The 26,036-nt window shown below is 42.5% G+C and carries 27 protein-coding genes; 8 read left to right on the top strand and 19 right to left on the bottom strand.

The window, feature by feature from the left end:
* Nucleotides 1-54: 54 nt before the first annotated feature.
* From NV379_RS12455 to NV379_RS12430, 6 genes are all read right to left on the bottom strand, one after another.
* The gene (locus NV379_RS12455; protein WP_258207639.1) at nt 55-351 is read right to left on the bottom strand and encodes a hypothetical protein; all 297 of its coding nucleotides are present in this window, start codon (nt 349-351) and stop codon (nt 55-57) included.
* A 16-nt stretch (nt 352-367) separates the two neighbouring features.
* The gene (locus NV379_RS12450; protein ID WP_258207638.1) at nt 368-1,183 is read right to left on the bottom strand and encodes a hypothetical protein; all 816 of its coding nucleotides are present in this window, start codon (nt 1,181-1,183) and stop codon (nt 368-370) included.
* 159 nt (nt 1,184-1,342) lie between these two features.
* Nucleotides 1,343-3,130, bottom strand: a complete 1,788-nt coding sequence (locus NV379_RS12445) for a sensor histidine kinase (RefSeq protein WP_258207637.1) — start codon at nt 3,128-3,130, stop codon at nt 1,343-1,345.
* A 142-nt stretch (nt 3,131-3,272) separates the two neighbouring features.
* Entirely contained in the window at nt 3,273-4,163 is an 891-nt protein-coding gene (locus NV379_RS12440) for a M1 family aminopeptidase (protein WP_258207636.1), read from the bottom strand.
* A 71-nt stretch (nt 4,164-4,234) separates the two neighbouring features.
* Nucleotides 4,235-4,705, bottom strand: coding sequence for a hypothetical protein (locus tag NV379_RS12435; RefSeq protein WP_258207635.1), 471 nt, complete (start codon nt 4,703-4,705; stop codon nt 4,235-4,237).
* Between the two features lie 33 nt (nt 4,706-4,738).
* Nucleotides 4,739-6,178 carry a M1 family metallopeptidase gene (locus NV379_RS12430; protein WP_258207634.1) on the bottom strand — a complete coding sequence of 480 codons (1,440 nt, stop codon included), beginning with the start codon at nt 6,176-6,178 and terminating at the stop codon, nt 4,739-4,741.
* A gap of 421 nt (nt 6,179-6,599) precedes the next feature.
* Here NV379_RS12430 and NV379_RS12425 point away from each other — a divergent pair, with 421 nt between their 5' ends.
* The 4 genes from NV379_RS12425 (at nt 6,600) to NV379_RS12410 (ending at nt 10,338) form a co-directional block, all read left to right on the top strand.
* On the top strand, nt 6,600-7,355 hold the full coding sequence (locus NV379_RS12425; RefSeq protein ID WP_258207633.1) for a FadR/GntR family transcriptional regulator: 756 nt from the start codon (nt 6,600-6,602) through the stop codon (nt 7,353-7,355).
* Nucleotides 7,356-7,480: 125 nt separating this feature from the next.
* Nucleotides 7,481-8,239 (top strand): (Fe-S)-binding protein, encoded by a 759-nt coding sequence (locus tag NV379_RS12420; RefSeq protein WP_258207632.1) that lies wholly within the window; start codon nt 7,481-7,483, stop codon nt 8,237-8,239.
* The gene (locus NV379_RS12415) at nt 8,208-9,641 is read left to right on the top strand and encodes a LutB/LldF family L-lactate oxidation iron-sulfur protein (protein WP_258207631.1); all 1,434 of its coding nucleotides are present in this window, start codon (nt 8,208-8,210) and stop codon (nt 9,639-9,641) included. The genes NV379_RS12420 and NV379_RS12415 overlap by 32 nt, the downstream gene beginning before the upstream one ends.
* A complete protein-coding gene (locus tag NV379_RS12410) occupies nt 9,631-10,338 on the top strand; it encodes a LutC/YkgG family protein (RefSeq protein WP_258207630.1) in 708 nt (235 codons plus the stop codon). The genes NV379_RS12415 and NV379_RS12410 overlap by 11 nt, the downstream gene beginning before the upstream one ends.
* 56 nt (nt 10,339-10,394) lie before the next feature.
* On the opposite strand, the gene NV379_RS12405 is transcribed toward NV379_RS12410, so the two are convergent.
* Complete coding sequence (locus NV379_RS12405; RefSeq protein WP_258207629.1) at nt 10,395-10,853, bottom strand: SRPBCC domain-containing protein; 459 nt, start codon at nt 10,851-10,853, stop codon at nt 10,395-10,397.
* Nucleotides 10,854-10,987: 134 nt separating this feature from the next.
* Here NV379_RS12405 and NV379_RS12400 point away from each other — a divergent pair, with 134 nt between their 5' ends.
* The gene (locus NV379_RS12400) at nt 10,988-11,785 is read left to right on the top strand and encodes a helix-turn-helix domain-containing protein (protein ID WP_258207628.1); all 798 of its coding nucleotides are present in this window, start codon (nt 10,988-10,990) and stop codon (nt 11,783-11,785) included.
* Here the strand turns inward: NV379_RS12400 and NV379_RS12395 are convergent.
* The 9 genes from NV379_RS12395 to NV379_RS12355 all read right to left on the bottom strand — a co-directional run bounded on the left by NV379_RS12395 (nt 11,770) and on the right by NV379_RS12355 (nt 20,462).
* On the bottom strand, nt 11,770-12,675 hold the full coding sequence (locus NV379_RS12395; RefSeq protein WP_258207627.1) for an NAD-dependent epimerase/dehydratase family protein: 906 nt from the start codon (nt 12,673-12,675) through the stop codon (nt 11,770-11,772). The genes NV379_RS12400 and NV379_RS12395 overlap by 16 nt on opposite strands.
* A gap of 3 nt (nt 12,676-12,678) precedes the next feature.
* Entirely contained in the window at nt 12,679-13,905 is a 1,227-nt protein-coding gene (locus NV379_RS12390) for a class I SAM-dependent methyltransferase (protein ID WP_258207626.1), read from the bottom strand.
* On the bottom strand, nt 13,895-14,986 hold the full coding sequence (rfbG, locus tag NV379_RS12385) for a CDP-glucose 4,6-dehydratase (protein WP_258207625.1): 1,092 nt from the start codon (nt 14,984-14,986) through the stop codon (nt 13,895-13,897). The genes NV379_RS12390 and rfbG overlap by 11 nt, the downstream gene beginning before the upstream one ends.
* Nucleotide 14,987: 1 nt before the next feature.
* Complete coding sequence (gene rfbF, locus NV379_RS12380) at nt 14,988-15,755, bottom strand: glucose-1-phosphate cytidylyltransferase (RefSeq protein WP_258207624.1); 768 nt, start codon at nt 15,753-15,755, stop codon at nt 14,988-14,990.
* 25 nt (nt 15,756-15,780) lie between these two features.
* Entirely contained in the window at nt 15,781-16,485 is a 705-nt protein-coding gene (locus NV379_RS12375) for a glycosyltransferase family 2 protein (protein ID WP_373426112.1), read from the bottom strand.
* A gap of 193 nt (nt 16,486-16,678) precedes the next feature.
* Nucleotides 16,679-17,473, bottom strand: coding sequence for a glycosyltransferase family 2 protein (locus tag NV379_RS12370; protein ID WP_258207811.1), 795 nt, complete (start codon nt 17,471-17,473; stop codon nt 16,679-16,681).
* 39 nt (nt 17,474-17,512) lie between these two features.
* Nucleotides 17,513-17,890, bottom strand: a complete 378-nt coding sequence (locus NV379_RS12365; RefSeq protein ID WP_258207622.1) for a response regulator — start codon at nt 17,888-17,890, stop codon at nt 17,513-17,515.
* Between the two features lie 113 nt (nt 17,891-18,003).
* Nucleotides 18,004-19,746: a sensor histidine kinase gene (locus NV379_RS12360; RefSeq protein ID WP_258207621.1), complete on the bottom strand. Its 1,743-nt coding sequence runs from the start codon at nt 19,744-19,746 to the stop codon at nt 18,004-18,006.
* On the bottom strand, nt 19,743-20,462 hold the full coding sequence (locus tag NV379_RS12355; RefSeq protein ID WP_258207620.1) for a response regulator transcription factor: 720 nt from the start codon (nt 20,460-20,462) through the stop codon (nt 19,743-19,745). Before NV379_RS12355 ends, NV379_RS12360 begins: the two co-directional genes overlap by 4 nt.
* Before the next feature lie 152 nt (nt 20,463-20,614).
* Between NV379_RS12355 and NV379_RS12350 the strand changes: the two genes are divergently transcribed.
* Complete coding sequence (locus NV379_RS12350; RefSeq protein WP_258207619.1) at nt 20,615-21,838, top strand: DUF418 domain-containing protein; 1,224 nt, start codon at nt 20,615-20,617, stop codon at nt 21,836-21,838.
* A gap of 81 nt (nt 21,839-21,919) precedes the next feature.
* On the opposite strand, the gene NV379_RS12345 is transcribed toward NV379_RS12350, so the two are convergent.
* Complete coding sequence (locus NV379_RS12345) at nt 21,920-22,657, bottom strand: copper amine oxidase N-terminal domain-containing protein (protein WP_258207618.1); 738 nt, start codon at nt 22,655-22,657, stop codon at nt 21,920-21,922.
* A 191-nt stretch (nt 22,658-22,848) separates the two neighbouring features.
* On the opposite strand from NV379_RS12345, the gene NV379_RS12340 reads away from it, so the two are divergent.
* Nucleotides 22,849-23,817, top strand: a complete 969-nt coding sequence (locus NV379_RS12340; protein ID WP_258207617.1) for an S-layer homology domain-containing protein — start codon at nt 22,849-22,851, stop codon at nt 23,815-23,817.
* A 121-nt stretch (nt 23,818-23,938) separates the two neighbouring features.
* Nucleotides 23,939-24,823 (top strand): hypothetical protein, encoded by an 885-nt coding sequence (locus NV379_RS12335; RefSeq protein WP_258207616.1) that lies wholly within the window; start codon nt 23,939-23,941, stop codon nt 24,821-24,823.
* An 89-nt stretch (nt 24,824-24,912) separates the two neighbouring features.
* Here NV379_RS12335 and NV379_RS12330 read toward each other — a convergent pair whose 3' ends face one another.
* Nucleotides 24,913-25,173 (bottom strand): hypothetical protein, encoded by a 261-nt coding sequence (locus tag NV379_RS12330; RefSeq protein WP_258207615.1) that lies wholly within the window; start codon nt 25,171-25,173, stop codon nt 24,913-24,915.
* On the bottom strand, nt 25,170-25,946 hold the full coding sequence (locus NV379_RS12325; RefSeq protein ID WP_258207810.1) for a MerR family transcriptional regulator: 777 nt from the start codon (nt 25,944-25,946) through the stop codon (nt 25,170-25,172). The genes NV379_RS12330 and NV379_RS12325 overlap by 4 nt, the downstream gene beginning before the upstream one ends.
* Nucleotides 25,947-26,036 lie beyond the last annotated feature (90 nt).

The raw sequence follows: 26,036 nt of genomic DNA, 5'->3' as shown, positions 1-26,036 counted from the left end.
TTTTACAACACAACACATTATATTGCTTACTTACTTTGATAGATTTAACTGAACCTAATTTATTGGATTCATTAATTTCTTATACGTTCTAATTATTTCTTCCCGGGGATTGATCTTAAAGCTATGCGTCTGTCCATCCCTTAGCCTGATACGAAGCCCTGTCGGGATAAACAGCCATGACTTAAATGTGTTGATTGTTAATACATCAGAATGGAGGAACTCAACGGTAACTTGTAGCAATTGAGATCTCTTCGAATGAAAGATGGTACGTTCGTTTGTGATATGCAAATCCCCAAAAGATTGCTCACGTACATTTTTAACATAGTAAGCATCTACTTCCTTCATGAACATTTCTTGATCTCCCATTCTATTTAGCGATCCATCTATATGAATCTAGCTCTTCAACCTTAGGAGATGCCTGAAGCTGAATAGGCTCTCCCTTGTTCCACCACGTCACGCGAAGTTCGGGATACATAGCCGCTATGTAGGCTGCTTGCTGAGCATCACTCTCTATGTAGTGAGTCATGCTGAGTTCGATTGCTTTGAGCCCTTTCCAACGAGCCGTACTTTCCGCAGTCGGATGCTCAATACCGTCATCTCTAAATATAACCGGAACAACATATTGATGCTGATTCAACCATTGCAAAGTCCGGTGCTTGTCGATCACAGGTCGTCCCGTAATAATCATATCTCCAGGAGCAATCATTCTTGGTGCGTATAAGGCGGGTTTCAGTAAATCTCTCATTGCAAGGGCATTCTCTAGATTCGCTTCATAATGCATGGAGTCCACATCTTCTAGGAAAACTCCATCCATATCCCACCCCGTATGCTCATATACATGATCCGCTTCTCCTGGCCTTTCGTGCACTTCTTTGCTATTGAGCATGTGTCGTTCCCATGGGAGTATAAATCTTGTATCTCGATCCTCTGCATAGAAACAGCTATAATCCGGAAGTGTCGCCGATATTTGGTCTCCGCAAGCTACTAAAGTGGAACAAGAATATCCGCGCTTTATCAGATCATTTTTACAATCAGACAACGTATGACCTGACCCTGCGATATCTTCACATAATAATACATGCGATCCTTGAGGCGGTAATTGCCCGATCCAACTGACTTTTCTCTTCGAGCGATCATAATGCAAGAAATAATAAGGAAGCCCGATTAGAAACGCCATATGCATCCCTACAAAGGATCCTCCTCTCAAAATAATTACTATGGCATCCATATTAGAAGCCTGTATCTGCTTGGAAAGTGTATCTAACCTTAACGAAATGGATGTGTAATCTAAAAATACGTTTCGTTTCATCGGCATAACCTCTGTCCATGTAGGATGTATTCTTCAAATTCTTCGAAGCTCCGGCTGGAACTCTGTTCTTAAAGGGATACTGACCGTAAAGTAAATGACGCTATCCCTAATTTCAGCTCTGATTTTCCCACGATATTTATGAATAATATTCTGGATAATAGCGAGTCCCAAACCCGAATGATGTTCTTTCTTAGATGAATAGTACGGTTTAAAGATATTAATAAGTTCTTCTTCATTTATTGTGCGGCTTAATGGATTCGAAGTGACCAAATGAAATTCCTTTCCTTCCACCCAACCCTTACAATCTACTGATTTGATTTCATTCGGTAAATTTTCTACCTCATCAAAGGCATTATCTAATAAGTTCCCAATGACTCGAACCATATCATAGGACATCGCCCCTGACATCACACTCGTAATATTTTCAAAATGAGGTGTAAAATTAATCTTTTTGTTCATAGCGGATACCATCTTCGCTTGTACGATAGCCGCAATCTCCGGCTGTCCAATATTAATGATGTCATTTAAAGCTTTGACCTCTCCTATTAGAGCTGAAGCATACTTTTTCAAATCTTCATGTCTGCCAAGTTCACAATAGGCATGAATGACACTTACATGATTTAGAAAGTCATGCCGCTGTCCTTGAATGTTCATAAACATCTGATTCACTTCATCTGCATACGTCTGAGAAGTTTGTTGCACGGCTCTATCTTTGGATTTACTAATCCATCTCATCACTAACAATAATAGTCCAATACACAAGGCAGATACCAACAAGACAATGGATATCAATGTTGTAAATTGATCGCTAAGGTTACTCTGAATCAATTCAATATCCGAGACAATACACAGCACATAGGTGGAGAGCGGAATATTATTGTTAGGTGCATACCCTCTTACATATTCAAGTAAAGAAGAATCGATTGGAATAAAGTTCTTTACAACCTTTTTGCCATTCATATGAACCTCATACGATTGTGGTTGCTTCGTCTCAACTGCCCTTTTTACAAATAAAGTATCTTCGCTAGTATTCTCATACGCATATGAACCAAAAAAGTAAGGTTTATAAATAAGCGGCACTAGCTCTCCCGCAGCCACATTGAACTTCTTAGGATCTTGACCGAACGTTGCGGGATTGATCCCTGTTATTTCAAGAATGGAAGGGTTGTTCTCGATCGTACTTTTAACAATTGCATCCGTACCCGTCGTATTCAAATAGTGCTTATATTCGGTATCCCCTACGAATGGATCTATCATATAATCGCTTGAGCCATCATAATAATACCCCCATTTAGAGATCGTTTTTGTATCTGCTGCTGCAACTTCATACGGTCCTGACCAAAAGTTCGGTAGAATTTGTCCCCAATCTAATTTCGTGTTTTTTTCATTAAACAATTCTGTAAAAGCTGTATACCAATTGTCCCAGTCTTTCGTACTTAAACCTATCTGATCAGGATTCGTTGATTTATTAACGACAATATCATCCGAAGTTTTTACCATTAATGAAATATCCTGCATCATAAGCTCAGATTTCAACCGATCCAGCTCAGATTGTTTGACCCATTCAAGTTCCTTAGGAAGTGCATACTTCATTGCGATTGCAGCAGCCCTGAGCTGTTTGCCAATAGCATCTTCTAACTGGCGTGCCCCATCTCGTGAAAATTCTATATTCCTCGTAATTTGATTGGCTAATGATGCAACCTCGCGCTGATAGTTATTATCCAGAGATGATCTTAGAATGTTGTAAAAGAAGATGTTGTTGATCGCTATGATTAAGATTGAAACCATAGCAATTAATATTATTTTTGTGTTTTTTTCCATAGAAACCCCATCTTCATGAAATCTTCGCTATATTAGAAATCCTGTCTAACATTTATAAATTTACCACATTAATTATTTGAAAAGACAGTTATTTAATTCCATTAAAAAAAGCCCACCTCTCCAAGAGAAGTGAGCCTTAACCTTAATCCAACTTCAGCCAATCTTTAAAGAAGGAATCATCTTTCATTTCAAAATAAGCTTTCGTAAATCTAATGAACTCTTTCGTTGTCACTTGCTTGTATTTGTACAGTTCAAAGTAGGTGTGAATGAACTTCCATCTGTCCTCTTGTTCCAATGATTCTTGTAGCTCCTTTAACTTCAACGTTGGCTGACCGTATAAAGCTTTACTTAATTTCCCATCAGCTAATGCCGTTAAATCCGAATTGGATGGTTTAGTCTCCACAGGGTATAACTTCCTAGCAGTCGAAGAGGTATAATTATTCTGATATAACGATGTCGTATATTCGGTCATCCCTTCATCTAACCATCCCTCATAATATGGATCATTACTAACCATACCATAGAACCATTGATGGACGAGTTCATGAACGACTGCATCATAATAGAAACTTTGACCGTATTGTGTTACGGTTACAAGTCCTGGATATTCCATGGAAGCAGTTTGATCAATAAACACATCAAATTGATGATGCGGATATGCGCCAATTTTTTGTGATAAGCTTGGTAGTGCTGCAGACATCATTTGCAAAACTTGAACCTTACTGTCTTTCATATCCTCTCTTCCCCATACACGAATTTCAACATCGCCTGCCTTTTTGGTAACAGCACTCATCTCTTTGGTTACCACAACGCTAATTTCCTTCACGTTATCAACCTCTACCTTACCTGTAGATGTTGCGGATTGTGGATCAACATCGGACGAGCTGATGAGCGTATAACCAGATGGAAGTTCATATTTCAAAGTAAAGTTACTAAATCCGGTATGATACGATTCACTGTAATTAATATACAGTTCTTTATTCCATCCTTTATAGTTCTTATATGTAGCAAGCATTGGGTACCACTCGGTCAAGTAATATGTATCTTGCACGCGGATAAATCGCATCCCTTTTTGAGGTAGCTTGAATGAATAACTAACTTCAACTATGTACTTCCTTTGGGATCAAGCTTCTTCACAAGCGGTACGGTAAAATTGTCGTCTTCTAACGTATATTTCACTTTCTTCCCTGCTAACTTCACCTCTTCAATGGTAAGTTTCGCGTCAGATTGAAACATCTTATTGCCTTTTTCCGCGAATACATTAGGAATCATGTAGAAGACGAGCTTGTCCCAGGAATCTATCGAGGCGTTAGTAACTGTAATCTTCGCTGTCGCTATAAAATCGCCTCTCTCATTCATTTTTAAAGACAAATCATATTTCGACTTTGCCCCGTCCTCTACATACTCGGGTTTGAAATTAGCAAGCTGCGCAGGCAAATCTGCAGGAGGAGTATAGGTTGCAGATCCTTGAGTAAGTTGAGCATTTGTTGCTTCGTCTGACTGCTGTAACCACAGCCATAATCCACCGGTGAGAATTATAATACCAACTATTATAGGCAACAACCTTCTTCTCATTTTCACAGATCGACCACCCTTCCCCTCTACTCCTTAATCCAACTTCAACCAATCTTTAAAGAAGGTATCGTCTTGCATCTTAAAGTAATGCTTGATGAAGCGAACGGCTTCTTCTGTCGTAACTTGCTTATATCGGTAAATCTCAAAATATGTTCGCAGGAACTTCCAACGATCTTCTATGCCTAGAGGCTCAAACAATTCTTTAAATTTCAAGGTAGGCAGGGCATACAAACTACTGGCATAGTCCATATCACCAAGCTCAGACAAAGGCAGGTTGGATAACTTCGGTTCTGGCAAAATATATCGGTTTGCATACTCATAATTACGCAGATAGAGGGATGTTGTATATTGGGTAAATCCTTCATCCAGCCAACTTTCCTTGAACGGATCATTACTAACCATGCCATAGAACCACTGATGCGCAAGTTCATGCGTCGTATAAAGACTTGTAAATTGATCTTTCCCATACACCGTATCTATCCCAGGGTACTCCATTGATACAACGCCATCCACGAGCACATCGTACTGCTTATATGGGTATGGGCCAATATTTTTACTGAAAAATGGGAGTGCTGCTGCAGCAGTATCAAGTGCAGTAGCAGCAGGTATCTTATCCTTATCCCTGCTCCATACCCGAATATCGACATCGCCGACTTTTCTTGTCATCACTTTCATATCTTTCAGGACAGCCACGAACATTTCCTTCACGTTCTTGATCTCGACTTGACCGGAGGTTGTTGCTTCTTTGGGATCATTGTTCGCAGAACTCACAAGTGTATAACCGGCAGGAAGTTCATATTGGAGCTTATAATCACCAAATCCAGTGTGGTAAGATTCATTGTTATAATTGTAAGGATTCTTGTTCCAACCATTCATATATGTAGCAAGCATTGGATACCATTGGGCTAAATAATGAGAGTCTTCAATGCGCATATAGCGTCTGCCGTCCCTTGGTACTTGAAAGGAATAACTAATTTCGATGGTGAGATTTTCTTGAGGAGAGAGCTTACTTTGAAGTGGAACCGTGAGGGTATCATCTTGCATCGTGTACTTGACTTGTTTATCCGCAATCTTAATCGCTTGGATCGCGAACTTAGCATCATCACGAAACATCTTATTGTTCGGTTCTGCAAACACGTTCGGAATGACATAGAACACTAGCTTGTCCCATGAATCTTTGGAAACATTCGTTGCAGTCACCTTCGCTTTGGCTGTAAATTCGCTTTTCTCATTCATTTTTAATACTAGATCATAATTCGCTTTGGAGCCGTTCACAACCGATTTAGCTGTAAAACCTGAGAGTATCGCCGATGACGTCGGATCACTTTCAAATTCGAGCTGACCGCTCGTCAATGCAGTTAATGCTGTCGTCGTGTTCTTCTGCGTGTTTAACCACAATATGCCTGCCACCACAATTAAGGTAGCTATGGCAGCAAGTAACATTACTTTCTTACTAAATTTACGAGCATACATGAAATGAACCTCCTCCATTATTTATTAGGTTGAAAACGGTTTATTCCCCAATCTTATAGCATTTTACAAAATTTTGCATGATATAAAAAGACTGTTTCAAGGTGTCTTTACCCGAAACATCCAGATACAGCAAGTCAGCTCATCGCTTCCGAAGATACGGATCTTGTTGCGATCGGCACCAGTGCATTAGTGAATCCAGATTGGGTAAACAAAGTACGCACAGGAACACCTCTGGCTCCATTCAGTCATGAATTCTTGCATCCAATCGCGAAACGCACCCTTAAGAGGAATAAATCCCTCTAGGGGTGCAATTTCCACTTGCTGATTATTCAAATAATTATATTTACAATAATATCCACACTCACGTAAACTGTGAATGCAGTCATCTGATGATTGAAACGTATATTCCATCATTAATCAGATGAGCTATACAGGCATGGAGGTGTTACCACTGGCAAACACTCGGCTCCAAACCAAGAAAATCTATGAAATCGTCGCTGAACAGATTCAAAGTCGAATCCAAAGTGGTGAATATAAAGCGGGCGATCGGCTTGAATCGGTCGAACAGTTGAGCAAGAACTATCAAGTGGGACGGTCAACAATTCGCGAAGCACTTAGCGCTCTGCGGGCCATTGGACTTGTCGATATTCGGCAAGGTGAAGGTACATTCGTTACGAAATTTGATCCAGGCGTACTCGCAGAACCGATTGGAGATTTCGTACGATTCAACAAGAAGGAAATGCTTGATTTCTTCGAGGTTCGTAAAATGATTGAAGCTAGATCCGCAGCTATTGCGGCTCAAAGACGTAAGCCCGAACATCTCGAAGCAATGCGTCAAGCGCTTTATGCGATGGAAAATGCGAAGAGTGATGGCAACTTAGGTGAGATGGCCGATGCCGATTTTCATATCGCGATTGCTGAAGCCACTCAGAATAAGATGCTGCTGCGCATGATGAACCAAATTTCCGAAACACTGCGAGATACGATGCGTGAGAGCCGCAGATTATGGTTATTCTCCAAAGAAAAAACACTCGAACGTCTACATAATGAGCACCAATTCATCTACAACGCCATCGAAGATCAGAATCCCCTATTAGCCGAGCAAGTCATGCTTGCCCATTTAACCAAAGTAGAGAACGTCTTTAACCAATATTGCGAGGAAAATAAGATCGAATAAGCGTGAGCATGAGGCTTCACGTCTTTCATTCGATCTTACCCATCAGATGACCTGATGACTTATGTATATGTCTATTTTCACTCCAATAAATCCAATAAATCCAAGCAATTCAAGGAGGATCTCTTATGAATGTCTCCCTGTTTATTACCTGCATTTCCGATGCCATGTATCCGAATGTCGGTAAAGCTGTCGTGAATATGCTGCGCCATGTAGGCTGCACAGTCGATTTTCCAATAAACCAAGCCTGCTGTGGTCAACCCGCCTTCAACAGTGGTTATGTCGAAGATACCAAGAAAGCAGCTAGGCAGATGATCGATGCCTTTGAGCAGTCCGAGTGGGTCGTCACCCCTTCTGGCTCATGCGCTGCTATGGTGCGCCATTACTACCCTACCCTGTTCGCAGATGATGATAAGTGGCGAGAGAAAGCACAACAGTTAGCAGATAAAACGTATGAATTCTCCGAATTTATCGTTCAGAAGACAGATATCTCGAAGATATACGCAGAATTCGAAGGCATCGCAACCTATCATTGCTCCTGCCATATGACCCGTGGACTTCGCATCATTGATGAACCACTCCAGCTTATTCAATCCATTCAGAGTCTTCAACTGGTTGATCTTCCTTACAAGGGAGACTGCTGTGGCTTCGGTGGAACATTCGCTGTAAAGATGCACGATATTTCCGGTGAAATGGTGGATGAGAAGGCGCGTCATATTATTGGAACAGGTGCTAATGTCCTTCTTGGCTCTGACATGGCTTGTCTGATGAATATTGAAGGTCGCCTTCGCAGGTTGGGTCAGGATATTAAAGCCTATCATGTAGCCGAACTGTTAGATGAGGGGGTCAGACGCTATGAGCGCAAACACGCAACCATCGCTAAATGATCGCGTCGATAAGGCGATTAACGATCCTTTCCTTAAGCAATCCCTGTCCAATGCCCAAGAACGATTCCGTACAGGCAAGGATAATGCAGCCGATGCTCTAGGCAATTTAGAGGAATGGCGTACAAGAGCGGAAGCAATTCGCACACATACGATCTCAAATCTGGATTACTATTTGGATCAATTCTCAACGAATGTGGAGAAGAACGGCGGAAAAGTGCTTTTTGCCAATGATGATGCAGAAGTCGTCAAGATGATCTTAGATCTGTGTCGGGAAAAGGAAGCAAAGTCTGTCATTAAATCCAAGTCGATGGTTTCTGAGGAAGTGCATCTGAATGCACGACTAGAGGAAATCGGCGTTGAGCCGATTGAATCTGACCTAGGGGAATACATCATTCAACTTGCCAAAGAAATGCCTTCGCATATTATCGTGCCTGCGATCCATAAGAATCGGAAGCAGGTAGCTGAATTGTTCTCGGAACATGCCGGAAGACAGCTGCCCGAAGATACGAAAGAACTAACCAAATATGCACGTGAGGTGCTCCGCGACAAGTTTATGCAGGCAGACATTGGCCTTACTGGCTGCAACTTCGCTATTGCGGAGACAGGTTCCATCGTCCTTGTCAGTAATGAAGGCAATGCACGCTTAACGACTACGGTGCCAAAGACACACATCGTGCTCATGGGTATGGAGCGTATTGTTCCAGGATGGAAGGAACTCGATGTTGTATTATCCCTACTCCCTCGCTCGGCAACTGGACAGAAAATTACGAGCTATGTAACAGCCATTAACGGACCTCGCAAGCTAGATGATCGGGACGGACCTGAAGAATTAATCGTCATTATCGTCGATAATGGGCGCTCCAATGCACTGGGTACAGAATATCAACAAATATTAAACTGCATACGTTGTGGTGCTTGTCTGAATGTCTGTCCCGTGTATCGTCACATTGGTGGTCATGCTTACGGTAGTGTTTACCCTGGCCCGATTGGAGCTGTACTCACCCCGATTCTGGAAGGCTTCGAGAGCTGGGGGAAGATGCCTTACCTAAGTAGCTTATGCGGTGCTTGCACCGATGCTTGCCCCGTTAAAATTCCACTGCATGAATATTTAGTGGAGTTAAGACAAGATGTCGTTAACCAGAAGCATACACCGGCGCTCGAAAGGCTTATTTTCAAAGGATTCGGTGTAGCGATGTCTAAGCCATGGATGTACAAATCAGGTCTGAAGATGGCGAAATATGCCCTGAAACCATTCCAAGATAAAGACGGTTATATCCGTAAAGCACCTAGCATACTTGGTAATTGGACGAAGGCACGCGACTTGCCTGCTCCCCCGATGGAAAGTTTCCGAGAGTGGTGGCAGAAGGAAGGCAGACAGGGAGGGAATCCGAATGGCAACTAAAGAACAATTTCTAAATAAGCTTGCTGGCAAAATGGGTCGCGACCGCATCCACGAAGTGATTAAACCGCGCTGGCTGCGCCATCCTTGGGATCATCTGCATCAAGGTCTAGACCAAGACGGCATCGCCTCCTTGTTCGAACAAGAATTAACGAAGCTTGGTGGTGATGTGATTCGCGTAGCTAGCAGCCATGAACTGCCACAAGCCATCCACCATTTTATGAAAAATAGGGACATGACGCATCTCATCGCATGGCCAGCAAATGAGGGGGAGTTCGATCCTGCAAAATTTATTCAACAAGAAGCCGACGAATTGAACGTATCCTTCTGGAGCACCGAACAATCGCGGGAGACGTTAATTGAGCAAGCAGATCACTGCCATGCAGGACTTGTTTATGCCACCCACGGTATTGCCGAAACCGGCTCTATCGTACTTTATAACCGAGGTGATCGAGGTCGATTGGTCAGTTTGCTGCCGAATCAAGTCCTCGCAGTCCTTCGTACAAGTGACATCGTCCCTCGCCTCACGCAAGTGCTTGCCATGGCTGAACCACGTGCAATAGACACTTCTTGCATCAACATCATTACAGGACCGAGCCGAACATCTGACATTGAGATGGATCTGACGATCGGGGTACACGGTCCCGGACGCATTGCGATATTCCTAATTGAAGATCATCACCTCTCTTCTAATCATTAACTACACAAATAAACACCCTTCGTTGGCTTATCACCAGTCGAAGGGTGCTTCACTTTTTACCAACCAAAATCCATCGTCTTACCTGTTTCCGCATAGCTTTTCACGTTGCTTAAGATCATCCACCAAGCTTTTTCTGTACTCTCATACGAGGGGTGATTCTCCGTAAATTGATCATTCACAAGTGTCAGCTTCGTGCTGGTTCCTACTTCTTCAAAAGTCATCGTAATCCGTGATTCCAATTCAGCATGGTTCGGCAGATAGGACGGCCCCGGATGTTCAAGACAGCTAAATAATTTGTTCGGTTCATATTCTAGAATCGTACCATATACGTGATTGGTCTCATCGCCATCCACCCCTGGGCCGATCCACTGATAAGGCGCTCCGACTTCAAATGTGGAATGTATGACACTGCCGAACATAATATGGCGAGTGCCCTCTGGCTTGATGATCGTATCCCATACGACTTCAGGCTTCGCATTAATATAAAACTCATACTTAAGTACGCCACTCTTCATAACGAATTGCTCCTTTGAACTTTATATACACAACGAGATTGTGCTACTATTAGATTAACTTCCATTTCCATCCAAGTCTTGTAAAAACGCGACAACCATCCTGCATTCTTCATCTAAAAAAGGAGGAACCTCTGATGCAGCCAGTTACACCAATGCCAAGCATGGGCATTCTTCATGTACAAGCAAGCACGCAAAAATTTGCACTTACCCGTCATGCTCCATCTGAGGATTTAAGTCCATTTGTTAAACATTATTGGATTGTAAATTGGGATTTAACCGGGCAAGACCCTTATGTACAACATACCGTGCCTAACCCTTGTGTGAACCTGATTTTTGAACCGCACACATCCGCATTCTATGGCTTAGCCAAGCAAAAAAACACCAAACAGCTTGAAGGTGCTTCAAGCGCTTTTGGCGTAAAGTTTAAACCCGGAGGTTTCTATCCTTTTGTCAAATGGCCGGTATCCGCTCTAACGAACCGTTCGATCGAACTAGATGAAGTGTTCAACATCGATGTTTCCGACTTTCAAGCCAAATTGTTCAGTGCCTCTTCTCCCGAAGATCAGATCGAGATGGTCGAGCACTTACTGCGACAGCACCTTCCAGAACCTGATCCAACTGCGAATACTGCCCTACAGATGGTCGAGTACATTCAAGACAATCGGGACATCACAAAAGTCGATGAGGTATGCGAACATTTTCAAATAAACAAACGAACGATGCAGCGTATTTTCAATCAATATGTGGGTGTCAGTCCCAAATGGGTGATTCGTCTGTCGCGCCTACAGAATGCGGCTGAGACGATAGACCGATGCTCTCATCAAGATTTGTTACAGCTCACAACAGATCTTGGCTACTTCGACCAATCGCATTTTATCAAAGACTTTAAATCGATCATCGGTCAGACGCCGGAAGCTTATATGAAGCTTTGACTTCTCCACCAAGCAATTGTGCGATCGATCCCCTCATCTAATGTTATTTGCGGTTTCCAATTCAGTTCATCACGTAATCGATCAACATTCGCTGCAACTAGCATCGGTTCATGCGCAGGGAGCGGAATTTGGCCAAACTTAATTAAATCCAGCCTTCCGAGTCTTGCTCCAATCCCTGTCGCAATTTGTTTAATCGCTAGCGGCGTACCTGACCCAATATTCACGATACCTTCCACACCGCTGCCAATTAGCTCTACCACAGCGCGCGCCACGTCTTCCACATACATAAAGTCGCGACTCTGCTTGCCGTGCGTGCACTTGGCAGATTCCCCTTTGAGAAGTGACGTGATCAAGCTAGATACTAATCGACTACCAGATTCATGGGGTCCATACATGTGGAAGATCCGTCCCCAACATAAACTCACACACATCTGAGCGGCGTAGGATTCGAGCCAGATGCGAAACGTATTTTTGCATAAGGCATACGGGGTTTGGAACGAAAGGTTTGAACCATTCTCCGTTAAAAAGCCATCTACCCATTCATATTCCGCACAAGTCCCCGCTACGAATACCCGCTCCCCGCCATTCTCGGCAAAATGACGCATAAGCCCCATGCTAGCCTGCACCCAATAGTAATTGTTTAAAGCTTCATAGCACTTAGGAGGTACGGCTTCCCACGCAAGATGTACGAGATACGATGGCTTTACTAGATGGATAAGCTCCGCCACTTCCGCATCACGCAGCAAATTCACTTGATGCCATGTGCATGCTAGATCTGCCGGCTTGGATCGATGATACGTTGCATGTACGTTATACCCTTTGCGAAGCAGCTCACGGATCACATATCTGCCAATCCAACCACTGCCACCTGTAACAAGAATCGGACACATCGATTACACCACTTCCAGTTCAGGAATAAAGACGACAAACTTGCCGCCCCACTCACGAATAAAGGCGCAATCTTGCATGATCTCTTGCTTTAAATTCCACGGCAGGATAACGACATAGTCAGGCTTTGTACGTCGTAACTCATCCACTACTCGGATTGGGATTCGGGTACCCGGTAACAACATGCCTTGCTTATGCGGATTCTGATCGACGGTAAAGGCAATAAATTCAGTACCAATCCCACAGAAATTCAAGAAGGTATTGCCCTTCGCAGGAGCACCATATCCCGCGATTGTTTGACCTTGATCATAAGCTTCTATTAAAAACCGCAACGCCTCTACCTTCACCCGCTTCACCTGATCGGCAACATGCAGGTACGTGTCCAGAAGATGCAAGCCGTGTTCAAGTTCTCTGTTTAACAAATCCACCACCGAAGTTTGAATAGCCTCCTGACAAGCGATGTGTTTTACAAATAACCGAAGAGAACCACCATGTGTCTCCAGTTCTTCCACATCCACCACTTGAAGCTGATGCTGAGCAAACAATGTCTGCAAAGTAAGTAAAGAGAAATAAGAGAAATGTTCATGGTAGATCGTATCGAATTGATGATATTTCATCAGATTTAACACATGAGGGAACTCAATCGTAAGCGTACCTTCAGGCTTAAGAACAATGGTTAACCCCGCTACAAAATCATGCAAGTCCGGTACATGTGCAAGAACATTATTCGCTACAATAAGATCGCCTTGCAAACCTTCTTGCACCAGCTGCTTCGCTAACTTTTCCCCGAAAAATTCTGCTATTGTCTCGATTCCCTTGCCCCGTGCAATCTCAGCCACGTTATGTGCAGGTTCAATTCCAAGTGTCTGAATATGGTGTTGCTCGAAATATTGCAGTAAATAGCCGTCATTACTGGCGATCTCGATCACTTGCGACTGCGTAGTCAATTGAAACTTAAGCCTCGCCATCTCCGCATAACCCTTCGCATGAGCTAACCAACTAGAAGAATAGGAACTGAAATACGCATAATGCTCAAAAATATGATTCGGCGAGTCCACCTGTCCAAGCTGTACCAGCAAACATTGCGCGCACACATAAGCATGAAGTGGATAAAAAGGTTCCATATGCGTCTCATTCGCAGAGCTTACATACGAGTTCGCAAGTGGGGACACGCCTAAATCCAAGAATGTATAAGTAAGATCTGAATCACAACACCGACATCTAAGTGACATTCCCGTGTGCCCCCCTAACTTTCGTCATAAACGTATGAATTTGCGTGAGCGTAAAGGTCAGCATCTGCCCGCCAGCAGCATAATGCTGATACCACTGAACCGTCCACTCCAACGCTTCTTGCGTAGATAACTTTGGATACCAGTCAAGCTTCGAAACTGCCTTACTACTATCTAACCGAAGAATAGGTGCTTCATAGGGTGCCTGCACACTATCCGTAACTATCGTTAGCTTCTCTCCCCATAAAGTCATCATGCGCTCTATGACATGATGAACGGTGTGCGTTGGCTCTTGCATCGGTCCGAAGTTCCATGCCTCTGCATAACTAGCATCTTCCCACAGCTTCTCAGCAAGACCTACATAACCGTGAAGTGGATCAAGCACATGCTGCCATGGACGAATTGCCTTCGGATTACGAATAATGAGCGGGCTCCCCTGTTCATAACTCCTCACGATGTCCGGGACCAGTCTCCCCTCTGCCCAATCCCCACCACCGATGACATTGCCTGCGCGAACGGATGCAAGGCGCTGATCATTCCCTTTTTGCCCATTGAAAAAGGATTGTTGGTATGAAGTCGTTACGATCTCTGTACATGCCTTACTTGCGCTATACGGATCATGACCCCCAAGTCGATCCTGCTCGGAAAACGCATAACTGCCTAAGCCATCGTTGGCATAGCACTTATCACTCGTCACATTCACAATAATCCGTACACTTGGCGTATATCTTACCGCTTCCAGCACATGAACCGTTCCAAGCACATTCGCTCTATAGGTCCCAATAGGATCTTGATAAGAGGTTTGCACAATCGGTTGTGCTGCCAGATGAAACACAATTTCCGGCTGATACTTCTGCATCGTATTAAGCAAGCGTTCGTATTGCAATAAGTCACCTTGAATAGGCGTACACAATGCTGATGCGCAGGTAACTTCGAACATACTTGGCTTAGAAGGTGCTGCATCAGAGTAGCCAATTACTTCTGCCCCAAGTGAAGATAGCCATATGGTTAGCCATGTCCCCTTAAATCCGGTATGCCCCGTAATCATTACACGCTTGCCTTGCCAAAATGATTGATCGATCATATTACCATACCTTCCACGGTGCTTGATTTCGATCCCATAGCTCAACTAGCTTCTTCTTATCCCGCATCGTATCCATCGGTTGCCAGAATCCCGTATGACGATGTACCGCAAGCTCCTGCTTTTGCACGAGCCCTGTTAGTACATCCGTCTCCCATACGGCATTAGCACCTGATATATACCCAAAAACGTCTGGCTGGAGCACGAAGAATCCCCCATTGATCCAACCGCCATCCCCAAGTGGTTTTTCCTGAAAATCCGTCACAATCTGATCATCAAGCACGAGTGATCCAAATCTGCCTGGCGGCTGAACGGCCGTAACAGTCGCGATTTTCCCATGCTGATGATGATAGGCAACCAGCTCTTTAATATCGACATTACCGACACCATCGCCATAAGTCATACAGAAGGGTTCATCACCGACATAATCTTGGATGCGTTTGATTCGCCCACCCGTTTCGGTTGTCTCTCCTGTATCGACAAGTGTCACTTTCCAAGGCTCTGCTTGACTAGCATGATAAGTTAATTCTCCTTTTGCTAGATCAATCGTAAAATCAGATTGATGCAAGTGATAGTTGGCAAAGTACTCTTTGATGACATGTCCCTTGTAGCCTAGACACACAATAAACTCATGAATGCCGTGGTAACTGTATAATTTCATAATGTGCCAAAGTATTGGCTTAGCCCCAATCTCAATCATCGGTTTCGGGATGACATGAGTCTCTTCTCCGATTCTCGTTCCTAATCCACCAGCCAAGATCACTGCCTTCATACGCATGCCTCCCAACAAGGATTGATTAAGTCAGACCTAGCATCTGATACTCAGGGAATGTTCGCAAATCTCTCGTAATGTTCGAAAAACCCATAAATGTTTGTTCCATCTGTTCCAGTGTAAACATATGTTGAATGCCCAAATTAAGCGTACGACTACGAGCAGATAGGGTCGGGCCAAACTGTAATTTACGATGACGCATCCAATCATTCCATGGACTATAGAAGAACTTAAGCACAAATGCCGGTGCTGGATATTTAAAAGAAGGATTCTGCGAAGTGTGTCTTCCCGGGGTATAAGCTCCCTGAGGAAAGTTATGAATGAATCGCCCCCCATGATTCGGCATCATTTCATAGAAGAGGATGCCGTGATGACGCTGCTTAACAAGTGGAATTGTGTAGACAGGATCTGTATATCCAAATTTCGGATCATCAATCATCATAATAATTCGTATCGAATACATCCGATGCCCTGCGGTATAGAGCGAGGAGAAGAACGCTGGCTTATCCCAACAGACGAGAAACTCGGATATCGTTAATGTCATTTTCCAACCGGATATCTGCGACTCAATCTCCATGACTTCTTGATCCACATCATAAGCATCAAATTCACGAAATCTAGAGTTGCGTACTTCCCAATGTGGAGCGAATTGTTTGCAGATTTCAACCGAGCGATCTGTCGAGCCACGATTAATTAGAATGCCGTAATCAAACATCGCGGTATGATGCATGAGCCACCATGGTAATAAATATTGCTCGTTATAGAAATGTGTAATAACTGTCGCCACTCCTGCACCCTCCCTTTTCGCATATCATATGAATCTCTGAGTCAATCCGCATCCGATACTCACCTTCATCTGTTTAGGTGATTCCACCATTTTCACGTAAAAAAACACCCAAACCTTGTACAGGCTTAAGTGTCCGTTAATGGTGTAATCCGAGTATTTGATACGCTGGGATTGTTCGTAAATCTTGCGACCGAAGTGCCCATTTGTGGTATTCGATTTCCATCTGCTCTGGCGTGACTAAATGATAGATCCCCAAGCCATTTAATCGACTATGCTCGGATAATGTCGGACCTATCTGCAGTTTACGCATGCGCATCCAATGATTCCATGGACTGTAATAAAATTTAATTACAAAAGCAGGTGCCAGATACTCAAGGTAAGGATGTCTAGACTCATGTCTGCCGGAGCAATAATCACCGTGTGAGAAATTGTGAATGAATCGACCGTTATACTTCGGTGTATATTCATAATATAAAAACCCATGATGCCGCTGTTTCACCAGTGGCAAGGTATAAACAGGATCGGGATACGGGACTTTCGGATCATCCACCATCATAATGAGTCTGATGGAGTACATACGAGCACCCACGACATCTAACGACTTAAAGAAAGCATCTTGATTCCAGCTACATAGAAACTCCGTCGTATTCAGCGTCATTTTCCAACCAGATACTTCTTCTTCAATCTCCATCACTTCACGATCGACATCAATCGCATCAAACTCCGGTACTTTAGAGTCGCGTACTTCCCAGTTCGGGGCGAATAGCTTGCACATTTCAACAGATCGGTCGGTCGATCCACGATTAATCAGGATACCATGATCGAACATTGCAGTATGATGCATCAGCCACCATGGAAGTAAATATTGTTCATTGTAAAAATGAGAAATCAGCGTAGCCAAATCCTGCACGCCCCTTTGGTCGTCTGCCATGGTGTTTGTTGCTTCATTCTCAGTATATGAATCCTTCATTTAGAAGGTCTGTACTTTCTCCTTCAATACTTTACGAACGGCTTGTTCCACGCGATCTTTGGATATAGGTTTAACTAAGAAATCCTGTGCTCCGCTGTAAATGGCATCAAGCAGCATATCTTTTTGACCTAAAGCGGTACACATAATGACTTTCGCATTCGGATCTGCCCGCTTAATCTCTTTAAGTGCGGATATGCCGTCCATATCTGGCATGGTAATGTCCATCGTCACTAGATCAGGCTTGTACTTGCTATATAAATTCACAGCTTCCTTGCCATTTGTGGCCTCCGCTACGACGTTCATTCCCATTCCTTCCAATATCTCGCGCATCACCATTCGCATAAATGCAGTATCGTCCACAACCATGACTGCAGCCATTTGCTCCAACTCTCCTTTATCTATCCTATTCCTTCCTCTATTAAACCAAATGCCACTGAACAAAAAATGAACAAAAAAAGCTGCCTATTAGGCAGCTGGTTGAAAAGCATTATTTAAGTTTTGGGATGCAGTGGGAAACGTAAGGTAATTCGTGTTCCTGACCCAGCACGGGATTCCACTTGAATCGTCCCCTGATGCGCGTCGATAATCGCTTTGGCTATACTCATTCCCAGACCCGCACCATCTGTATCCTCATCTGTATTCGTACCGCGATAGTATCGTTCGAACAAATTCCGTCTTGTCTCTTCATCCATACCAACACCGTCATCCTCCACAATGAGGACTGCATAACCCGCTTCGACACTCGTGTGTACCACAATTTGTGTACCCGCTGGATTATGTTTAACCGCGTTGATGATTAAATTATTAAGTATTCTTCGGAACCACTTTGTATTCGCTTTAATCATTAAATCATGGGGATACTCTTCAAATTCAAAGCTGACATTCTGAATCGTAGCATCGTTCACATAGCGAAGTATGGTTCGTCTTGCTATCTCATTGAGCTCCATGATCTCATTGATCTCAAACGCACTATTTTTCAATTGGAAGGTAAAAGAGAAGTCTTGTAGCAATTCAAGCATATAGTCGCCCTTCGCTCGGATCATGCTGCCCATCTCCGTTAATTCCTGATTCGTAAATTGGAACTGCCCACTTTCCAATAAGTGTCCATAACCTTGGATCGTCGCAAGTGGTGTTCGCAGATCATGAGAGATACCTGTCATCCACTCTTCTCTTGTCTTCTCAAGCAGAATGCGTTCTTTCTCCGAAGCATCTAATTTGGCTGCCATATCATAGAATCCATCAATCACTTCCTGATACAGTCGGTAGCGCCTGCGAAGCTTACCATTCTTACGGAATACCCGCTTGCGATCTTTCTCAGATAACGCTTCATGATAATGACCTTTTCCCATTCGTTTAAACCAATCTGTAAACAGAAGCAGCGGCTGTCCATAGCGATAGCCGTGGTAACCTGCAAATGCAAGTGTGAGGATCAACATCATGATACCTATACATATCAAATATCGTATGACCTCCTGCATAATTGGCGGAGCTTGCACAATTCCTCGATCTTTTACATTATGCAATACCCAAGCATTACCCGTTACCTCATCTTGATAGACAGCTATATCAGAACGGTACATCCCCGGCTCCAAACGCATGGAGAGTAAGTCTAGACCGCGATAACGCTCCTTCTTTGACTGCGTTGCAATCGCTTGAATAACTTCACCTTTGGGATCAACAACTTCTAGATACTTGCCTGATGCGGCAAGCTGCATTTCGAATTCCGTCATTTTCTCTGAGGAAATCTTCCCATATAGACCATAAGCTTGAAACCACTCTTTTAGCAGCGTGGAGCCTACATCTTCAAACCCCAGCATATAGAAGTAAGGGTTCTTATCTACCGTCTCCAGATAGGTTGTTAGGCGGTACGCCCCAATCTTGCCTGTATCTTGCATCTGCATTATTTGGTTAGCTTCATATGAGGTAGGCAATTGATCCGGTACATTGAATGCATAGATGACCTTGCCATCAACATCCACGATTTGCAACCAACAATTCGTTTCCAGAAGCATATTCGTCCATCGCTCAGGCACTTTAGCGGTATCATTATCCAAAATGACTTCTGATGCAAGCGTCGCTGCTGCCCCGATAGGAAATGTCTTCTTTGTCTCCTGAATGGCAAAATACTGTAAGATAATAAGTGCACCTGCCAGAAAGGCAACAATAATAAACGTCCAGAGAAATACAAATTGCACGGTAAAATGGATCGCAATCCTACTTCGGATTCGACTCATAACCCTTTCTCCTTCATCATCTTATATCCAAGTCCTCGAACAGTAACCAAGTACTTCGGTTCACTTGGATCTGGTTCGATCCGTTCACGAATTTTGCGAACATGCACCATCACGGTATTGTCATCCCCTACCCCATCAATTCCCCATACTGCCTCATAGAGCTGTGATTTGGAGAATACGATATTCGGATTTTTACACAAGTATAGAAGCAATTGATACACTTGTGCGGGACAGGAGACCGATTCGCCTTGAACAATTACATCTCCGGCTGTCTCATTTACGATAAAATGACCGAAATCATAGACCGCTGGACTATCATGACTTCGAGATGGTTGCTGGGCTGTGACAACCCCTCTTCGTAATCGGGCATTCATTCTTGCAACGACTTCTAGCGGGTTAAACGGCTTCGTTACATAATCATCCCCACCCATCGCAAACCCAGTTAGGACATCTAAATCCGACGTTCTTGCCGTTATATAAATAATGTGTGCATCGGACATTTCTCGAATTTTGGGACCGAGTTCAAAGCCTGTTTTATCCGGCAACATCACATCAAGAAGTATAATATCTGCTCCATATCGACTTAGCTGTCGAAGAGCTTCTTCTGCAGTCCCAGCGGTGTAGATGTGATGGAACCCTTCTTTGCGCAGTACCATTTCTAGCATCTGCACAATTGACTTCTCATCATCTACAAGCAAGATTCTGGCGTTATTCATCCGTTCCTCCTGAATTATGTCTTCTAATCCTAGTATACCGATCTTTTCTTAATTCCAGCTAAACGACTCTTTATTAAATTTAACAAATCGTAAGATTCGCTTTAGTTTCCCTTTAATCTGTCTTGCTACAATGAGACCCGAGGTGAAAATGAATGATTATCAAACCAAATCGAATCGGTATCATTGATGGCTTAAGAGGATTCAGTTTGTTCGGCATTCTAATGGCGAATATGTTGATCTTCCAATATGGCATGTGGGGGCAAGAAGAAATTCGTCACTTCTTTATCTCCCAATGGGATACTAACGTTCTGACATTTTTAAAAATACTAGTTGTTGGCAGTTTCATGCCGATCTTCACATTCATGTTTGGATTCGGTTTAATTAAGATGCAAGAAAATCTACTCCTATTAGGCAAAAAGCCTAAGCGTACTTTATCACGCAGATTCCTATTGTTAATCGTGCTCGGTTTTCTTCATTCCTATTTTCTATGGGAAGGAGACATCTTATTATTCTACGGCTTAATGGGATTCTTCTTATTCCTATTCCTGAACCGTAAGCCAAAGACATTACTCATATGGAGCATTATTCTCCTATTACTCCTGTGTACAATAGGTATAAATCCAGGATCCAGCAACGATTCTATTACTATTGCAAGTAACCTGCGTATGGAAGCTTATATTAAAGAAACGATAAACATCTATGGCTCGGGGACATATGAGCAAATTATGTATCACAGACAATATGGAGATCCGCTTGGTCTCCCTAATTTCATGATGATCATTATGATATTTATTGCACCTATCTTCACCGCGCCTATGTTCCTCATCGGCATGTATGCAGCGAAAAAAGGATGGTTTAGCAATCACTCAGAAAAGCGAGCTATTTATCGCAAGTTGATGCTGATCTTCATTCCACTAGGTATTGCGATAAAATCTATCGGATATATTTTCCCAGGGTATTGGTGGAGTAAGATGGGGGAAATTCCAGGGGGAACTGTGCTTGCAATCGGTTATATATTCGCTTTCGTATCGCTATTTACAAGAAAGGAATCTTCGAAGTGGCTATTCAGGTTCCAAGCGGTTGGTAAGCTGTCTCTGACGAATTACTTGATGCAGACGGTCATTTGCACAACATTATTCTATGGTTATGGACTCGGTTGGTTTGGAAAAATCGGCGTCCTGGCTGGCTGTGGACTTGCCTTAGCTATTTATCTCCTTCAGCTGTTTCTAAGCCCGATATATTTGCGCAAGTTCCAATATGGGCCTGTCGAACGACTGCTTCGAATGTGGACGAATTGGTCGCTATCTGGTAAAGCGAAGCAGAGTAAGAAACAGGATATTACGAATCAGTCTTCTTGTATAAGAAGTAACGTTTAGCACGCAAAAAGGTATTTCTCTTAGATTAGAGAAATACCTTTTTTATCGAAAAACTTGTCTACTAAATGTCTAGGAAGCATCTTAATCAGTAGTAATTTTAGCTGTATGCGTATCACTTATATAAATCACTTTTGCCCCTAATGCTTCAGATAGGTTTCTGAGCGGAACCAAAGTTACCCCATTTACAGTCAGTGGTGCAACATCCATAGCTATTCCATCACCATTTCTCTTTATTTGCTTATCATTTAAGATTAATATGATTTGATTATTAGATTTTACTACGGTAATGGATTGCAGCTCACCATTCCAAGTCACTTTTGCTCCAAGTAACTCAGCAATCACCCGAAAAGGTACCATTGTCGACCCATTAATTACAATTGGCTGTTGTTCAAAACTGATAGATTTACCGTTTACTTCTACTTTAATATCCGATAACTGATACTGCTCGCCGCTGTCAGTATAGAGATTGCAATCCCACACCCGTAAATAGTAGTCCGTTGTTTGTGTGCTTTTTTCATACTTGTCAGTTACGTGCTTACAGTGATTAGCTGGAGCATCTTTATTCTCAATATATGTAGATTTCTCAATAGGCTGTGTCTTAGTATTGTTGTTGGAATCATTATCATTTTCCGTATCTGAAGAACTCTCAGTACTTTCTCCCCCCCTATGATAATGATAACCCGAACATAATCCCTTAGCTTTAGACTTAGCAGAACAATTATGCCCTCCGTTGGCATCTAATCTTCCTGAATGTGCACTAGCTAAGCCTGACAGTGAAAACATTAAAACAAAAGTAAATAATACAATTTTCTTTAGCATTTCATTATCTCCTTCATTATCGAAATAGTTCTTAAGACCTATTAATTATATCAGATTATTCTGGAAATATTAGACTAGGTTATGCAATTATTTAAATTAATTAATAACATCTAAATTTCGTTCTCTATATTCATACCACCGCTTGTAACATTTACCTAAAATTTCCGTCTAACTAGTCGAGGTGATTATAAATGTTAAAGAAAACAAGTTTGTTGTTAACCCTGACCTTATCCATGATGTTGCCGCTGAGCACTTCGGCCCTTGCATTCGATGATCTTAAAGGGCATCCTGCCGAAAGTAAGGTCGAATCGCTATTTAAGAATGGTATCGTTAGCGGTATCGACTCCAGGCACTTCAATCCCAAAGGTACGCTAACTTACGCGCAAGGCGTCCAATTCATTGTTAAAGGCATGAGTTTAAATCTGAATCATATCCGATTCATTAAGCAGCCCCTGGCCAGCGACTATTACAACCATATACCGAATCAGAGCTGGTTCGCAGATGCATTTGTCATTGCACTTCATAATGGTCTAGAGATTCCTAAGGACGTGCTTCCTAATAGCACCATGACAAGGGAAGTATTCTCTCACTTACTGGTTCAAGCTCTAATGAAAAAGTCTGATTTCGTAACGAATCAAATGTGGAATGTAATCGAAGATGAACAAGAGGTGAATAAGAGCTATATGTCCAGTATTCAATTGCTGCTCAATTCGAAGATCACATCGCTAGATTCGAACAACAATTTTCATCCTAAGAAAGAACTCACACGTATTGAAGCTTCGGAGATGATCTATAACGCTACTTCGCTTATTCAAGATCACGAGAAAGCACCTTCTCTGCCGAATGAGGCTACGTTTACAACGGAGAAAATTACGAATCAGATTAATAAAATTACGCTCTCACTCGGGGAAAAACCAAACAGCGGCTATGGCATCACGATCGTCGGTATTGATTTTGACACGAATAACCAAGCTGTTATTCGTTATACCGTGCAGACGCCGCAACCCGGGCAAATGTATGCACAAGTCCTTACCACTCCAACTGCTATTACCTATCTGCAAAGCACATACAGCGTAACCTTACAGCAGGTATCTAACGATCCTAACACCAAACAAGATCGTCCCATCCGAATTCTTCCGTTGCCTATCAAGAATAATTAAATCTCAAATCCTCAACTTTTCTGAAAATGTACACTAAAAACATTGTCATATTTTGTGACATCCGTTAGAGTAGTACAAGTGTACATAATATTCCATTTCAGAAAAGGGAGAGATTTGAACGATGAAAAAAAGTGTTAAACGTATTTCATTCCTACTTGTCCTATCCTTAGTGATGTCGCTATTCGCATCCCTTACTGCATTTGCAGTAGTTACAGAGAAACGCATCGACCTTAAGAACGGCAACTATGTCACGTTTACGAACTTTGTTGAAGAAACGACTACAGAAGACGTTGGTTACGGAAGCAAACAGTACATTGCCAAAGGTCCTGTAACAGTAACTTTCAACGGTAAACTATCCGAAGATGCAAGTATTGCACAATGGTTTGATGATGATATCGAAGGTCTGAATTATATTGAAATTAAAGATAATAAAGCTGTCATTACTGAAACAGAAGGTGTAAGCTACGGCATCTTCCCTGTATTTGAAGGGGAAACAGATCGATTCGGCAATGCTATTCTACTCAAAGTGATCGCTGGAGATACTACGCCGGCAATTACAACTACTCCTCAGCCAGCAGCGCTTGCAGCTACACCGACTGATTCCAAAGTTGAAGTTAATGGTAAGAATGTTTCTTTTGAAGCCTATACAATCAATGGATTTAATTACTTCAAATTGCGTGATCTAGCAATGGCAATTAACGGTTCAGAGAAGAACTTCGAAGTAAGCTTTGACGAGGCGAAGAATGCAATCGCACTAACTTCCAAGAAAGCTTACACACCTGCTGGCGGTGAGCTTACAGTGTCTGACAAGTCGAATCTGCAAGTTTCTGAAACATCTGCAACCATTCTATTAGATGGCAAAGAAGTTCAAGTAACTGCGTACAGCATCAATGGTAGCAACTACTTCCAACTTCGCGATATCGGCAGAATGATGAATTTCGGCGTTGCTTGGGACGGCGAAGCATCCATCATTAAGATCGATACAAAAGCCGAGTACAAAGAGTAATCGACTTGTACACACGCAAAAAAGACACCTCAAAAGGTGTCTTTTTTCATCTATTTTATAAAATACTAAATGATATAGATTACATTCAATTACCGCTTATTAATTGGTTTAAACAGAATAAGACCACCTTGACAGACAAGTATTATCAACCAAACCCCTGTAATGAAAATTCCTGACTCTTCGTCGTAATACCATATCTCCCCTTCCTTAATCCATTGCAGTAATTTTTCAAGGAACGAGGGAGGCGTCTCCGTTTGTAATAAGAAAAACATTACCACATGAATCGTAATAAATAGCAGCAGATGCTGAAAAAAATCTTTAGCCGCACCTACTTCTTTAACTAAGTTCATTGAGCTCCACTTCCTTCTAACTTGTATTTCTTCATCAAGTCGTCTATAAATCTATTAAGCTCTTCATCCAGTCCGAATATTGCTGGCTGATTACCGCTAATCGAATCGATGAAAGTAAAATATTTTTCCTGAAGATCGATATCCCCTTTAAACCAATCCGCTAGACAAGCTCTCCATCTCGAAACAATCTCTCGCTCGACCGATCCATCGGAAGGTACATTCATCAACGCCCGTGTTTTCTTTAGCAGTATGAGCGCCTCCTCAATCCGGGGGTCATCACTTCCTAGCAAGGGTAACTGCTTAAGTATCTCAACTTCCCGTTCATTAAAGTAATCAGATGGGAATGAAGCTGGAATAACTCCATCACTGAAATATGGACTATCCAAATTCTTAATCAATTGCTGCACATTGTCTTCCGTGCGTTTCCCCGACAATTGAATCGTATGAAGCACACTCCTCGTAATAAATTGTTTTCTTCTTAACTCCTCAATTTTCATTGCAGCATGATCAATTTGTGCATGCAACAATGGGATCCAAGGATCTTCTTCCTCCTCTGTATTTGATACCAGGTTTGACTCAAAAAAATGTTTGATCTGATCCAGCGTGTAATCCATGGACTTTAGGGAAAGAATCGTTTGTAATTTTATCAAGGCGTTGTCATCGTAATATCGATAGCCGTTATCTTTGGATATTGTCGGCTTCAGCAAATCGATTTGATCGTAGTAATGCAGCGTTCTTCTACTGATCGCAATTTTACTAAGAATATCACCAATCGAGTAAATAAATAATCATCTCCCCTCATATATTCACAATACTCAATTCGTTATGCCATTATTAAAACATTCACGTTAACGTTGAAGTCA

The sequence above is a fragment of the Paenibacillus radicibacter genome (assembly GCF_024721995.1).
GTDB lineage: Bacteria > Bacillota > Bacilli > Paenibacillales > NBRC-103111 > Paenibacillus_AM > Paenibacillus_AM radicibacter.
Note: the sequence above shows the minus strand (reverse complement) of the source record. Positions and strands in the feature narration are given on the sequence as shown.